Source organism: Pseudomonas sp. D5(2026) (genome assembly GCF_057766845.1).
In genome coordinates this window covers 4,330,924-4,344,306 of record NZ_CM173421.1, presented here as the reverse complement: position 1 = coordinate 4,344,306, position 13,383 = coordinate 4,330,924, and the positions used below count along the sequence as shown (strand labels likewise).

General features: G+C 62.2%; 13 protein-coding genes. 10 read left to right on the top strand and 3 right to left on the bottom strand.

From position 1 onward, the window contains the following. Nucleotides 1-109: 109 nt before the first annotated feature. Both ftsB and ispD read left to right on the top strand, forming a co-directional pair. A complete protein-coding gene (gene ftsB / locus AC3B5Q_RS20130) occupies nt 110-391 on the top strand; it encodes a cell division protein FtsB (RefSeq protein WP_021785898.1) in 282 nt (93 codons plus the stop codon). Then, nucleotides 388-1,095 (top strand): 2-C-methyl-D-erythritol 4-phosphate cytidylyltransferase, encoded by a 708-nt coding sequence (gene ispD / locus AC3B5Q_RS20125; protein ID WP_021785897.1) that lies wholly within the window; start codon nt 388-390, stop codon nt 1,093-1,095. Before ftsB ends, ispD begins: the two co-directional genes overlap by 4 nt. A gap of 65 nt (nt 1,096-1,160) precedes the next feature. On the opposite strand, the gene AC3B5Q_RS20120 is transcribed toward ispD, so the two are convergent. After that, nucleotides 1,161-2,057 carry a LysR substrate-binding domain-containing protein gene (locus AC3B5Q_RS20120; RefSeq protein WP_021785896.1) on the bottom strand — a complete coding sequence of 299 codons (897 nt, stop codon included), beginning with the start codon at nt 2,055-2,057 and terminating at the stop codon, nt 1,161-1,163. 107 nt (nt 2,058-2,164) lie between these two features. Between AC3B5Q_RS20120 and AC3B5Q_RS20115 the strand changes: the two genes are divergently transcribed. From AC3B5Q_RS20115 to rpoS, 8 genes are all read left to right on the top strand, one after another. Continuing rightward, nucleotides 2,165-3,277 (top strand): S-(hydroxymethyl)glutathione dehydrogenase/class III alcohol dehydrogenase, encoded by a 1,113-nt coding sequence (locus tag AC3B5Q_RS20115; protein WP_021785895.1) that lies wholly within the window; start codon nt 2,165-2,167, stop codon nt 3,275-3,277. An 8-nt stretch (nt 3,278-3,285) separates the two neighbouring features. After that, the gene (gene fghA / locus AC3B5Q_RS20110) at nt 3,286-4,140 is read left to right on the top strand and encodes an S-formylglutathione hydrolase (protein WP_014592130.1); all 855 of its coding nucleotides are present in this window, start codon (nt 3,286-3,288) and stop codon (nt 4,138-4,140) included. Nucleotides 4,141-4,480: 340 nt separating this feature from the next. Continuing rightward, the gene (gene ispF, locus AC3B5Q_RS20105; RefSeq protein WP_021785881.1) at nt 4,481-4,954 is read left to right on the top strand and encodes a 2-C-methyl-D-erythritol 2,4-cyclodiphosphate synthase; all 474 of its coding nucleotides are present in this window, start codon (nt 4,481-4,483) and stop codon (nt 4,952-4,954) included. Beyond that, nucleotides 4,951-6,009, top strand: coding sequence for a tRNA pseudouridine(13) synthase TruD (truD, locus tag AC3B5Q_RS20100; RefSeq protein ID WP_021785880.1), 1,059 nt, complete (start codon nt 4,951-4,953; stop codon nt 6,007-6,009). The genes ispF and truD overlap by 4 nt, the downstream gene beginning before the upstream one ends. After that, a complete protein-coding gene (gene surE, locus AC3B5Q_RS20095; protein WP_021785879.1) occupies nt 5,997-6,746 on the top strand; it encodes a 5'/3'-nucleotidase SurE in 750 nt (249 codons plus the stop codon). The genes truD and surE overlap by 13 nt, the downstream gene beginning before the upstream one ends. Nucleotides 6,747-6,781: 35 nt before the next feature. Next, a complete protein-coding gene (locus AC3B5Q_RS20090) occupies nt 6,782-7,420 on the top strand; it encodes a protein-L-isoaspartate(D-aspartate) O-methyltransferase (protein ID WP_162149611.1) in 639 nt (212 codons plus the stop codon). A gap of 237 nt (nt 7,421-7,657) precedes the next feature. Then, on the top strand, nt 7,658-8,515 hold the full coding sequence (locus tag AC3B5Q_RS20085; RefSeq protein WP_021785877.1) for a peptidoglycan DD-metalloendopeptidase family protein: 858 nt from the start codon (nt 7,658-7,660) through the stop codon (nt 8,513-8,515). Nucleotides 8,516-8,623: 108 nt separating this feature from the next. After that, nucleotides 8,624-9,631, top strand: a complete 1,008-nt coding sequence (gene rpoS / locus AC3B5Q_RS20080; RefSeq protein WP_021785876.1) for an RNA polymerase sigma factor RpoS — start codon at nt 8,624-8,626, stop codon at nt 9,629-9,631. 518 nt (nt 9,632-10,149) lie between these two features. On the opposite strand, the gene fdxA is transcribed toward rpoS, so the two are convergent. Beyond that, nucleotides 10,150-10,473, bottom strand: coding sequence for a ferredoxin FdxA (fdxA, locus tag AC3B5Q_RS20075; protein WP_004375459.1), 324 nt, complete (start codon nt 10,471-10,473; stop codon nt 10,150-10,152). A 140-nt stretch (nt 10,474-10,613) separates the two neighbouring features. Continuing rightward, nucleotides 10,614-13,187: a DNA mismatch repair protein MutS gene (gene mutS / locus AC3B5Q_RS20070; protein ID WP_028698024.1), complete on the bottom strand. Its 2,574-nt coding sequence runs from the start codon at nt 13,185-13,187 to the stop codon at nt 10,614-10,616. Nucleotides 13,188-13,383 lie beyond the last annotated feature (196 nt).

The window sequence follows — 13,383 nt, the reverse complement described above, 5'->3', positions numbered from 1 at the left end:
TTCCTACGTACCAACGGGTTTCTGTCGACGAAGCCTGGCCTCGGCCAGGCTTCGTGCTATTCGAGGCCCCGAAGTAAAACGCGGCAGCCTTTTTAACCTGGATAACGTGATGCGCAGTCCCTATTGGTTGTTCCTCGTTCTGCTCTTGCTGTTGGGTGGCCTGCAGTACCGCCTGTGGGTGGGTAGCGGCAGCCTGGCGCAAGTAACCGAACTGAAGCAGCAGATTGCCGATCAGCATGCCGAAAACGAGCGCTTGCTCGAGCGTAATCGCGTGCTCGATGCTGAAGTGCTAGAGCTGAAAAAAGGCATGGAGACCGTTGAAGAACGAGCCCGCCATGAATTGGGGATGGTAAAAGAGGGCGAAACCCTCTTCCAGTTGCCACAGAAATGATCGATACCTTGCCGGCCTTCTGGGCCGTGATTCCTGCGGCGGGTGTAGGTGCCCGCATGGCTGCCGACCGCCCCAAGCAATACCTGGAGCTGGCTGGGCAGACGCTACTCGAGCACAGCCTCGACTGTTTTCTTGGCCATCCGGCGCTTAAAGGCGTGGTGGTCAGCATTGCCGAAGACGACCCGTACTGGCCTGGCCTGCGCTATGCCAGCGACCCACGCATCCAGCGCGCGGCAGGTGGCCGTGAGCGAGCTGACTCGGTGCTTAACGCCTTGCTGATGCTGCATGCCCAAGGGGCGGCTGACAGCGACTGGGTACTGGTGCACGATGCCGCGCGGCCGAACCTGGCACGCAGCGACCTGGACAAGCTGTTGTCGGAGCTGGCGGACGATCCGGTGGGTGGTCTGCTGGCGGTGCCGGCGCGCGATACCCTCAAGCGCGCCGACAGTAATGGCCGGGTGAGTGCTACTGTGGACCGCAGCACGATCTGGCAGGCGTACACACCTCAGATGTTCCGCCTTGGAGCGTTGCATCGGGCGCTGGCCGAATGCCTGGTGTCGGATGTGGTGGTCACCGACGAGGCTTCTGCCATCGAATGGTCCGGTCAGGCGCCGCGGCTCGTGGAAGGGCGCAGTGACAACATAAAGGTGACCCGGCCCGAAGATCTCGAATGGTTGCGCCAGCGCTGGGCGGGTAAACGCTGAACATTCTCCTGTACTGGCCTTTTCGCGGGTTCACCCGACGAGGCCAGTACATGCAGTACATCCCGTTAGCCGAACCGGTATTCCGGCAACCCTGCCAACCCCTCCTTCAGGTAATCCACCAGCCGTCGCACCTTCGGCGACAGGTGCCTCTGCTGCGGATACAGCGCCCAAACCGCGGTATTCGGCGGCTGGTGCGCCTCAAGCAGCGACACCAGCGCGCCGCTATTGAGGTGTTCCAATACGTAGTAATCCGGCAACTGGCACAACCCTATCCCTTGTAACGCCGCATCCAGCACGGCCTGGCCACTGTTGCAGCGCCAGTTACCCTGTACCCGCTGGCTGATCTCACGGCCATCCTGCTGTAGTGCCCACAAGTCCGAACTCCCCACCAGGCAATTGTGCCGCGCCAGCTCGGACAGGCTGTGTGGCCGGCCATAGCGCTCAAGATAGGCCGGCGAGGCGCACAGGTACATGCGCCTCGGCGCCAGACGGGTGGCCACCAACCGAGAGTCGGCCAGGCGGCCCAGGCGGATGGCCAGGTCCATGCCTTCATGCAGCAGGTCGAGGGTGTGGTTGCTCAGCTCCACATCCACGCGCAGCTGCGGGTACAGCGCCATGAATCGTGTCACCAGCGGCACGATGAAGCGCTCGCCGTAGGCCACAGCGCAGGTCATGCGCAGCAAGCCCTTGGGTTCGCTGGCCAGGTCGCCCATGGCGCGCAACGCTTCCTCACGGCCATCCTGCAAGCGCTGGCAGTGCTGCAGGAAGGTCTGCCCGGCCTCGCTCAGGGTTACCCGGCGGGTACTGCGGTACAGCAAGCGCGTTTGCAGGCGTTCCTCCAGCCGGGCGATCTGCCGGCTGATGTGCGATGAGGAAACCCCCAGGCGTTCGGCGGCGGCAGTGAACTGGCCCGATTCGGCCACGGCGACAAATTCGTCGATGCCTTCCCATCGGCTGCTCATTGATTATCCCTGTATGGCAATAATGTTTTGTCTTTGGCCTGATTATTCATCAAAAGGCGCTGAATTACACTGCGAGACTGAATCGACCCACTGTCTGGAGACCTTTGATGATCAAGTCCCGTGCTGCCGTAGCCTTCGAAGCCAAGAAACCCCTGGAAATCGTCGAAGTCGACGTGGCCATGCCAAAGGCCGGTGAAGTGCTGCTGCGCGTGGTCGCCAGCGGTGTCTGCCACACCGATGCCTATACCCTGTCCGGTGCTGACCCGGAAGGTATCTTCCCATCGATCCTCGGCCACGAAGGTGGTGCAATTGTCGAAGCGGTAGGCGAGGGGGTCACCTCGGTCGCCGTGGGCGACCACGTCATCCCGCTGTACACCCCGGAATGCGGCAAGTGCAAGTTCTGCCTCTCGGGCAAGACCAACCTGTGCCAGGCCATCCGCGCCACCCAGGGCAAGGGCCTGATGCCGGACGGCACCACGCGCTTCTCGTACAAGGGCCAGGAGTTGTTCCACTACATGGGGACCTCGACCTTCTCCGAGTACACCGTGCTGCCGGAAATTTCCGTGGCCAAGATCCAGAAAGAAGCACCACTGGAAAAGGTCTGCCTGCTGGGCTGCGGCGTCACCACCGGTATCGGCGCGGTACTCAACACTGCCAAGGTCAAGCCGGGTGATACCGTGGCCATCTTCGGCCTCGGTGGCATCGGTCTGTCGGCCGTGATCGGTGCGGTCAAGGCCAAGGCCTCACGTATCATCGCCATCGACATCAACCCGGCCAAGTTCGAAATCGCCCGCCAACTGGGTGCCACCGATTGCGTCAACCCGAAAGATTACGATCGCCCGATCCAGGAAGTGATCGTCGACCTCACCGATGGTGGCGTGGACTTCTCCTTCGAGTGCATCGGCAACGTTCAGCTGATGCGCGCCGCTCTGGAATGCTGCCACAAGGGTTGGGGTGAGTCGGTGATCATCGGTGTGGCCGGTGCCGGCCAGGAAATTTCCACGCGTCCGTTCCAGCTGGTGACCGGTCGGGTTTGGCGTGGTTCGGCGTTCGGCGGGGTGCGTGGCCGCAGCGAGCTGCCGAGCTACGTGGAAATGTCCGAGAAAGGCGAGATCCCGCTGGATACCTTCATCACCCACACGATGGGCCTGGAAGACATCAACAAGGCCTTCGACCTGATGCATGAAGGCAAGAGCATCCGTAGCGTGATCCACTTCTGAGGTCTGCCATGAGCCTGGATAACATCTCCTGCCAGAAGAGCTTCGGCGGCTGGCACAAGCGTTACCGGCATCACTCCAAGGTGCTGGGTTGCGACATGGTGTTTGCTGTGTACCTGCCGCCGCAGGCCGAGCAGGGCGAAAAGCTGCCGGTACTGTACTGGCTCAGCGGCCTCACCTGCACCGACGAGAACTTCATGCAGAAGGCCGGCGCCCAGCGTCTGGCCGCCGAGCTGGGGCTGATCATCGTTGCTCCTGATACCAGCCCGCGTGGCGAGCAGGTGCCGGGCGACCCGGACGGTGCCTGGGACTTCGGCCTGGGCGCTGGCTTCTACCTCAACGCCACCCAGCAACCCTGGGCCCAGCACTACCGCATGCACGACTATGTGGTGGAGGAGTTGCCAGCCCTGATCGAGGCGCACTTCCCGGCGTCGGGCGAGCGTAGCATCAGCGGCCACTCCATGGGTGGGCACGGCGCGCTGGTGTGCGCCTTGCGCAACCCGGGGCGCTACCGGTCGGTGTCGGCATTCTCGCCGATCAGCAATCCGATGGATTGTCCGTGGGGCGAGAAGGCCTTCAGCCGCTACCTGGGTGAAGACCGTGGGCGCTGGCGTGAGTGGGATGCCAGCGTGCTGCTGGCCGAAACCCCTGCTGGCCAATGCCCGCCGTTGCTGGTGGATCAGGGCGACCGTGACGATTTCCTCGAGAAGCAGCTCAAGCCTGAAGCGCTGGAACAGGCGGCACGCAAAGGTGGCCATGAAATGACCCTGCGTATGCAGCCGGGCTATGACCATAGCTATTACTTCATTGCCAGCTTCATCGAGGAGCACCTGCGTCATCATGCGGTGGCACTGGGGCGGGTGTAAGGCGTAGCTTTTTCGGCGCCTGGGAGATCGGGCGCCGCCCGCGCGGCGCATCGCGAGCTGCGCTCGCTCCTACGTTTGTTTCGGGCCAGTAACGCCTGTGCCAATGCGCGCGACCGCCTTGTTCGTCCAACGTGATATCGCGCCATGCAGCAAAATGCTCGCGCGCAAATCCCTCAGAAATAACTGGCCCGAAACAAACGTAGGAGCGAGCGCAGCTCGCGATGCGCCGCGCGGGCGGCGCCGATCTCCCAGGCGCCGACAATGCCGCGTCAATCACCTCACGCCCCACTGCCTCAAAAGCAGGTAGAATCACGCCCTGACTCATTCAGGGCGTTTTTTTATGCGTATTGGCCACGGCTACGATGTGCACCGTTTCTGCGACGGTGATTTCATTACCCTGGGCGGGGTGCGTATCCCCCACAAATACGGCCTGCTGGCCCATTCCGACGGTGACGTGCTGCTGCACGCCCTGAGTGATGCCTTGCTTGGCGCTGCGGCGCTGGGCGACATCGGCAAGCATTTCCCCGACACCGACCCACAGTTCAAGGGTGCTGACAGCCGCGCGCTGCTGCGCCATGTGGTCGGTATCGTCAAGGCCAAAGGCTGGAAGGTCGGCAACGTTGACGCCACCATCGTCGCTCAGGCACCGAAAATGGCCCCACACATCGAAACCATGCGCCAGCTGATCGCCGAAGACCTGCAGGTCGAACTCGACCAGATCAATGTCAAGGCCACCACCACAGAGAAGCTGGGCTTTACCGGCCGCGAGGAGGGCATTGCCGTGCATTCGGTCGCCCTGTTGCTGCCAGCATGACCGAACTGGAACTGCTGGGCCCTCGCGCATCGGGTGAAGCACTGGGTACCGCCGTCCTCAAAGCGGTTGCCGAAGACTTTCAGGTTGACGAAGTCCTGGATATCCCGCTATCGGGCCAAGGCGAGCACCTGTGGCTGTGGGTCGAAAAGCGTGATCTGAACACCGAAGAAGCCGCCCGACGCCTCGCCCGCGCCGCTGGCGTACCGGTGCGCAGCATCAGCTACGCCGGCCTCAAGGACCGCCAGGCGCTGACCCGCCAGTGGTTCAGCCTGCACCTGCCGGGTAAGGCCGACCCGGATCTGTCGCGTGCAGAGGATGCCAGCCTGCGTGTGCTCAAGCAGGTGCGCCATCAGCGCAAACTGCAGCGTGGCGCGCATTCGGCCAACGGGTTCACCTTGCGCCTGACGGCCCTGGCTGCCGATCACCAGGCGGTGGATGCGCGCCTGGAACAGCTCAGACAGCACGGTGTGCCCAACTATTTCGGCACTCAGCGTTTCGGGCACGGCGGTGGCAACGTTCATGACGCCCTCGATTGGGCCGCGCGCAAGGCTTTGCCTGAGCAGCGCAACGTGCGTTCGCGGCTGCTTTCGGCCGGGCGCAGCTATCTGTTCAATCAGTTGCTGGCTGCGCGTGTCGCTGACGGTAGCTGGGCCCGAGCCCAGGTCGGGGACCTGCTGGCGTTCACCGACAGCCGCAGTTTCTTCCCGGCGGGTGAGGCGGAATGTGCCGACCCGCGCCTGGCGATTCTCGACCTGCACCCGACCGGGCCGATGTGGGGGGAGGGCGCTTCACCTGCGGGCGCTGTGCCTGCCCAGCTGGAAAACGCTATCGGCGCACGCCAGCCGGCACTTTGCCAGTGGTTGGCCCAGGCGGGCATGGATCACGAACGACGAATTCTGCGGCTCCCTATTGGCGGCCTGACGTGGCATTATCCCGAGCCTGATATCCTGCAACTGGAATTCGTCCTGCCGGCCGGATGCTTCGCCACCGTGGTGGTGCGTGAAGTCGTGGATCTGGTGTCGGCAGGGCAGACGGACAGCCCATGCGTATTCTGATTTCGAATGACGACGGTGTTACCGCACCTGGCATCGCCGCGCTGCACGCTGCGCTGGTGGATTATGCCGAGTGCGCAGTGATCGCCCCGGATCAAGACAAGAGCGGCGCCGGCAGTTCGCTGACGCTGGACCGGCCACTGCACCCGCAGACCCTGGCCAATGGCTTCATCAGCCTCAATGGCACGCCGACCGACTGCGTGCACCTGGGGCTCAATGGGCTGTTGCCGCAGACGCCGGACATGGTCGTGTCGGGGATCAACCTCGGTGCCAACCTGGGCGACGACGTGCTGTATTCGGGAACGGTCGCTGCGGCGCTGGAAGGCCGCTTCCTCGGCGGTACCTCGCTGGCGTTCTCGCTGTTGTCGCGCCTGCCGGACAACCTGCCGACCGCGGCCTATATCGCCCGCCGTCTGGTCGAGGCACAGTCGCGCCTGGCGTTGCCGCCACGCACCGTACTCAACGTCAATATTCCCAACTTGCCGCTGGAGCACATCCGTGGCATCCAGCTCACCCGTCTCGGTCACCGGGCACGTGCGGCGGCGCCAACCAAGGTGGTCAACCCGCGTGGCAAGGAAGGCTACTGGATTGCTGTGGCCGGTGATGCCGAGGACGGCGGCCCGGGCACCGACTTCCACGCGGTGATGCAAGGCTACGTATCAATTACCCCGCTGCAACTCGATCGCACCTTCAATGATGCCTTCGAGCAGCTCGATGGTTGGCTGGAGGGCCTGCTCTGATGCGTGAGGACGATATGCTGCGGCGTGGCATCGGCATGACCTCTCAGCGTACCCGGGAGCGGCTGATCCAGCGCTTGTGCGAGGAGGGTGTTTCGAACACCCAGGTGCTCGACGTAATCCGTCGTACGCCGCGCCACTTGTTCGTTGACGAGGCGCTGGCCCATCGGGCTTACGAAGACACCGCGCTGCCGATCGGCCACAACCAGACCATTTCACAGCCGTTCATGGTTGCGCACATGAGCGAGCTGTTGCTCGAGGCCGGGCCGCTGGACAAGGTGCTGGAGATTGGCACCGGCTCGGGCTACCAGACGGCGATCCTGGCCCAGCTGGTCGAGCGGGTGTTCTCGGTAGAGCGCATCAAGGTACTGCAGGACCGGGCCAAAGAGCGCCTGGTGGAGCTGAACCTGCGCAACGTGGTATTCCGCTGGGGTGACGGTTGTGAGGGGTGGCCGGCGCTTGCGCCCTACAACGGCATCATCGTCACCGCCGTGGCGCCGGAAGTGCCACAGGCACTGCTCGACCAGTTGGCACCCGGTGGGCGCATGGTCATCCCGGTAGGGCCTGCCGGCGAAGTGCAGCAACTGATGCTGATCGTGCGCGAGGAGCATGGATTCTCCCGTCGCGTACTGGGGGCTGTGCGTTTCGTGCCACTGCTCAATGGTCCCCTGGCCTGAGGTCTGTTGATCTGAGCTGTGCAGGCATGAGGCGCGGTGTATTTTTGTGCCGCCGGCGAATTCTTGTCGCTTCGCCCTGTCTATCAGGCGGTGCGAAGCGCTAACGCACAGCGTGCGCCGGGGGGGTTCGCCCGTCTTTCGTACCCGTCTGCCAATACCGGCTGGCTTGGTTATAATTGCAACAATATTGCATTTCTTGTCTTCATATAGATTTTCGGCACCATGAGGGGAGCGCGGGTGGGTCACACAGTCATTCGGCAGCGCAAGGACGGGTCGGGTTTCAAGCTTCTGGTGATTGCATTGGCCATGGGCGCGCTTCTGGTGGGTTGCTCAAGCACCAGCAGCAACAACGCGCGGGTGGTCGACCGCAACAACACCGTGCCCAAGCGCCCGGCGGTGACTTCCGGGCAATACATCGTCAAGCCAGGCGACACCCTGTTCTCCATCGCCTTCCGTTATGGTTGGGACTACAAGGAGCTGGCTGCACGCAATGGCATCCTGGCGCCCTATACCATCCGCCCGGGGCAGGCGATCCGTTTCAGCAGCGGTTCCAGCAGCCGCACCACGGTGGTATCCAACCCGTCCTCGTCAAGCCGCACCACGGTCACGCGGCGGCCTGTGGGCAGCACTGCAACCGCGCCCGCCAGCACCCGTAAACCAGTCGCGCCGGCCTCTTCGGGCAGCGCGCCCGTGGTTGCCAGCGTGCCGGCTGCGGAGCGTGCGGTAGGCGGCTGGGCTTGGCCTGCCAACGGCGTGCTGATTGGAAAATTTGCTTCAAACGGTAGTTTGAATAAAGGCATTGATATCGCCGGTGATTTGGGACAGCCTGTTTTTGCTGCGTCTGATGGTGCAGTGGTATACGCCGGGAGTGGTTTGAGGGGCTACGGCGAGCTGATCATCATCAAGCACAGCGACACCTACGTCAGTGCCTACGGTCATAACCGCAGGCTGTTGGTTCGGGAGGGGCAGCAGGTCAAGGCAGGGCAGTCGATTGCTGAAATGGGGTCTACGGGCACAGATCGGGTGAAGCTGCATTTCGAGATTCGCCGCCAGGGCAAACCCGTCGATCCGCTCCAGTTCCTGCCACGTCGTTGATCGTTGTACCCAGCCTGTTCCTGTGATGTAGAGGGGACAGGCTCAAGCGCTGCCAGGGATAAAGGTGCCGCTCGAGTCTGAGTTCGAACTCAGCAAAGGATTATAACAATGGCTCTCAGTAAAGAAGTGCCGGAGTTTGACATCGATGATGACGTCCTCCTGATGGAGACGGGCATCGTTTTGGAAACGGATGTGGTGTCAGACGAACCTGCTGTATCTTCGGTTCGGACGAGGGCCAAGTCGGGCTCTTCGCTCAAGCAACACAAGTACATCGATTACAGCAGGGCGCTCGATGCCACCCAGCTGTATCTCAACGAGATTGGTTTCTCGCCGCTGCTTTCGCCGGAAGAAGAAGTGCATTTTGCGCGCTTGTCGCAAAAGGGTGACCCTGCCGGCCGCAAGCGCATGATCGAAAGCAACCTGCGCCTGGTTGTCAAAATTGCCCGTCGTTACGTGAACCGTGGCCTGTCGCTGCTCGACCTGATCGAGGAGGGCAACTTGGGGTTGATCCGTGCGGTCGAGAAGTTCGACCCGGAGCGTGGTTTCCGTTTTTCGACCTATGCGACCTGGTGGATTCGCCAGACCATCGAACGGGCGATCATGAACCAGACTCGCACCATTCGCCTGCCGATCCACGTTGTCAAGGAGCTGAACGTCTATCTGCGTGCCGCGCGCGAGCTGACCCAGAAACTCGACCACGAACCCTCACCAGAAGAAATCGCCACGCTGCTGGAGAAGCCGGTTACCGAGGTCAAGCGCATGCTGGGCCTGAATGAGCGGGTGTCGTCTGTGGATGTTTCGCTTGGCCCGGACTCGGACAAGACCCTGCTTGATACGTTGACCGACGACCGCCCGACTGATCCGTGCGAATTGCTGCAGGATGACGACCTGTCGCAGAGCATTGATCAGTGGCTGGGTGAGCTGACCGACAAGCAACGCGAGGTGGTGGTGCGTCGCTTTGGCCTGCGTGGGCATGAAAGCAGTACCCTTGAAGATGTTGGCCTGGAGATTGGCCTGACCCGGGAGCGGGTGCGGCAGATTCAGGTAGAGGGGCTCAAGCGTTTGCGCGAGATCCTTGAGAAGAATGGCCTGTCCAGTGAGTCGCTGTTCCAGTAGCGAAGGTCTGTCACTCAAAACGCCCCGATGACCTCGGGGCGTTTTTGTGTGTGGGGCGAAAAGTTTGAGAACGTCGGGGGGGGGGCACTTCAGGGCAGAACAGATATCTAATATGTACTGCGCTACCCCGGTAACATTGCCTGTAAGCCTTTTCTTACTCGTTTTGTAAGCTATCTACGCACGTCTCAGTAGACCATTGTCGTTTCCTGGCGCTGGTTTTTTACAAGTCATTGAAAATCATGCTTTATTCGCCGCTGACCAAATGTGTCTTCGGAAATACCCTGTGAGGTCTGGCGCTTGCCCGCCCGACTCAACCCGCTAGTATTCGAACTGTGCACAGGGACATGCGCAGGCTTTCAGGATGAAGGCCAGGGACATCGCAAGAAGCGATTTCATCAGGATGATGTTTGGGACAAGCAGGGACTACGGAAAAAATGTGGGCGGGTCAAACCGCCCCTTTTTTTGCCCGCAGAAAAACAAAAAAGGCCCCAAGGGGCCTTTTTCGCATCTGGGCGCTATCAGCGCTCCAGGTCGGCAATCTTGCCGGTCTTGCCGTCCCATTCTTCAGCGTCTGGCAGGGCATCCTTACGTTCGGTGATGTTCGGCCAGATTTCCGCCAGCTCCGCGTTCAGCTCGATGAAGTTCTCCATGCCAGCAGGCACTTCGTCTTCCGAGAAGATGGCTTGCGCTGGGCACTCCGGCTCGCACAGGGCGCAGTCGATGCACTCGTCCGGGTGGATGACCAGGAAGTTCGGGCCTTCGTAGAAGCAGTCCACCGGACAGACTTCCACGCAGTCGGTGTATTTGCATTTGATGCAGTTGTCGGTGACGACGAAGGTCATTTCTAATTCTCTCCTCAGGCGACGGCGGCGGCCCTTCCTCTCAGGGCCGCGCGGTTTACGGCGATGTGGCTGCAGGCCAGGCTAATAACCTGCAGCACCAGCAAACCGCGGCGGATTCTATCAGCTTGTAGTGGGCGCCGTTATAACAGGTTCTTTAGTTGATATAGCATTTCGATAGCTTGACGCGGGGTCATGTCGTCCAGTTGCAGCTTGCCCAGCTTCTCGATGGCTGGGTGTGGCAGGCTGGCGAACAGGTCGCTCTGGTGCGGTACCTGAGGCGCATCCTTGGCTTTTGCGGCCGCAGGCTGCTCGTGCGGCAGGCTGGTGGTTTCCAGGCGCCCCAGGTGTTCGCGGGCTCGCTGGATGACCACCGTCGGCACACCGGCCAGTTGCGCCACGGCCAGGCCGTAGCTCTGGCTGGCAGGGCCGGGCAGTACATGGTGCAGGAACACGATGCGTTCGTTGTGCTCGGTGGCGTTCAGGTGCACGTTGGCCACCAGCGGCTCGCTCTCCGGCAGCACGGTCAGTTCGAAGTAGTGCGTGGCGAACAGTGTGTAGGCACGCAGTTGGGCCAGGCGCTCGGCGGCGGCCCAGGCCAGCGACAGGCCGTCGAAGGTACTGGTGCCGCGGCCCACTTCGTCCATCAGCACCAGGCTGCGGTCGGTGGCATTGTGCAGGATGTTGGCGGTTTCGCTCATCTCGACCATGAAGGTCGAGCGCCCGCCGGCCAGGTCATCGCTGGAGCCGATGCGCGTGAAGATGCGGTCGACCAGCGACAGCTCGCAACTCGCCGCAGGGACGAAGCTGCCGATGTGCGCCAGCAGCACGATCAGGGCGGTCTGGCGCATGTAGGTGGACTTACCGCCCATGTTCGGGCCGGTGATGATCAGCATGCGCGTGTTGTTGTCCAGGCCCAGGTCGTTGGCCACGAACGGCGTGGTCAGTACCTGCTCCACCACCGGATGGCGGCCCTGCTCGATGCGCAGGCAAGGCTCGTCGACGAAGCGCGGGCAGTTAAGGTCGAGGTTCAGTGCGCGCTCGGCCAGGTTGCTGAGCACATCCAGTTCAGCCAGGGCGGCAGCGCTGTCCTGCAGCGGTGCCAGGTGGCTGATCAAGGTTTCCAGCAGGGCGTCGTAGAGCATCTTTTCGCGGGCCAGGGCGCGGCTCTTGGCCGACAATGCCTTGTCCTCGAACGCCTTCAGCTCTGGGGTGATGAAGCGCTCGGCGCCTTTGAGTGTCTGACGGCGGATGTAGTCGCCCGGGGCCTGCTCGGCCTGCTTGGTCGGCAGTTCGATGAAGTAGCCGTGTACACGGTTGTAGCCGACCTTGAGGTTGGCAAGGCCGGTACGGGCCTTTTCCCGGGCTTCCAGGTCGATCAGGAACTGGCCGGCGTTCTCGCTGATTGCCAGCAGCTCGTCCAGTTCGTTGTCGTAGCCGGCCTTCAGTACGCCGCCATCGCGGATCACCGCCGGCGGGTTGTCGATGATCGCCCGTTCCAGCAGGCTGGCCAGTTCTGGATAGGTGCCGGTAATGGCCGCCAGACGCGCCAGGTGCGGCGCTTCGAGCTCGGTCATGGCGTTCTGCAGCTCTGGCAGCGCGCCCAGCGCATCGCGCAGGCGTGCCAGGTCGCGCGGGCGGGCATTGCGCAGGCCAATACGGGCGAGAATCCGCTCGATATCGCCAATTTCCTTCAACTGCGGCTGCAGTTTTTCGAAGCGGTAGCTGTCGAGCAGGCAGCGGATCGAGTCCTGGCGTGCTTGCAGCACCTTGAGGTCACGCAGCGGGCGGTTCAGCCAGCGGCTCAGCAGGCGGCTGGCCATGGCAGTCTGGCAGCGGTCGATCACCGATTGCAGGGTGTTGTCGCGCCCGCCGGCCAGGTTGATGTCCAGCTCAAGGTTTCGTCGGCTGGCACCATCGAGTATGACCGTATCATCCAGGCGCTCGTGGCGCAGGCTACGCAGGTGCGGCAGGGCGGTGCGCTGGGTTTCCTTGGCGTAGGTCAGCAGGCAGCCGGCGGCACCAATGGCCAGGGTCAGCTTGTCGCAGCCGAAGCCCTTGAGGTCCTTGGTCGCGAACTGCTGGCACAGGGCCTTGCGTGCCGAGTCGCGGTCGAAGTCCCACGGTGCGCGGCGGCGGGCGCCAGGGCGTTTCTCCGCAGGCAGGTCCCGGGGCCAGTCGTCGGGGATCAACAGCTCGACCGGGTTCAGGCGCTCGAGTTCGGCCAGCAGGTTTTCCCAGCCCTTGATCTCCTGCACGCTGAAATTGCCGCTGGTGATGTCCAGTACCGCCAGGCCGAACAGGCGCTCGTCACCGAGCAGTGCGGCAATCAGGTTGTCGCGGCGCTCGTCGAGCAGTGCCTCGTCACTGACCGTGCCGGGGGTGATGATGCGCACCACCTGGCGCTCCACCGGGCCCTTGCTGGTGGCTGGGTCGCCGACCTGCTCACAGATCACCACCGACTCGCCGAGCTTGACCAGCTTGGCCAGGTAGCCTTCCAGCGAATGGAACGGAATCCCGCACATGGGGATGGACTGGCCGGCCGACTGACCGCGGGCGGTCAGGGTGATATCCAGCAGTTTCGCGGCCTTTTTCGCATCTTCATAGAAGATTTCGTAGAAGTCGCCCATGCGGTAGAACATCAGCTGGTCCGGGTGCTGGTTCTTCAGCTTCCAGTACTGCTGCATCATCGGGGTGTGTGCGGAAAGATCTGAGATTGCTTTATTCATCAATGGCTTAGAAAGTAGGTCTCAACATTGTGGGGCAAATTTGAGGCGTTCTGTGTTGCGTTTGCGACGCCGAGACCCACCGGATTTTAAAGTCGCATAGGTTACCACGGGTACCGGGCAGGCAGTACCGGGCAACCGCGATGAAGGCTTATTGACACCATGTGCCCCCTGTGGAGAATTGCGC

Bases quoted from the DNA above. Each gene is read 5' to 3' on its own strand.
- ftsB (WP_021785898.1), top strand. From the start codon at position 110: ATGCGCAGTCCCTATTGGTTGTTCCTCGTTCTGCTCTTGCTGTTGGGT.
- rpoS (WP_021785876.1), top strand. From the start codon at position 8,624: ATGGCTCTCAGTAAAGAAGTGCCGGAGTTTGACATCGATGATGACGTC.
- AC3B5Q_RS20120 (WP_021785896.1), bottom strand. From the start codon at position 2,057: ATGAGCAGCCGATGGGAAGGCATCGACGAATTTGTCGCCGTGGCCGAA.
- ispF (WP_021785881.1), top strand. From the start codon at position 4,481: ATGCGTATTGGCCACGGCTACGATGTGCACCGTTTCTGCGACGGTGAT.
- fdxA (WP_004375459.1), bottom strand. From the start codon at position 10,473: ATGACCTTCGTCGTCACCGACAACTGCATCAAATGCAAATACACCGAC.
- truD (WP_021785880.1), top strand. From the start codon at position 4,951: ATGACCGAACTGGAACTGCTGGGCCCTCGCGCATCGGGTGAAGCACTG.
- fghA (WP_014592130.1), top strand. From the start codon at position 3,286: ATGAGCCTGGATAACATCTCCTGCCAGAAGAGCTTCGGCGGCTGGCAC.
- AC3B5Q_RS20115 (WP_021785895.1), top strand. From the start codon at position 2,165: ATGATCAAGTCCCGTGCTGCCGTAGCCTTCGAAGCCAAGAAACCCCTG.
- surE (WP_021785879.1), top strand. From the start codon at position 5,997: ATGCGTATTCTGATTTCGAATGACGACGGTGTTACCGCACCTGGCATC.
- ispD (WP_021785897.1), top strand. From the start codon at position 388: ATGATCGATACCTTGCCGGCCTTCTGGGCCGTGATTCCTGCGGCGGGT.
- AC3B5Q_RS20090 (WP_162149611.1), top strand. From the start codon at position 6,782: ATGACCTCTCAGCGTACCCGGGAGCGGCTGATCCAGCGCTTGTGCGAG.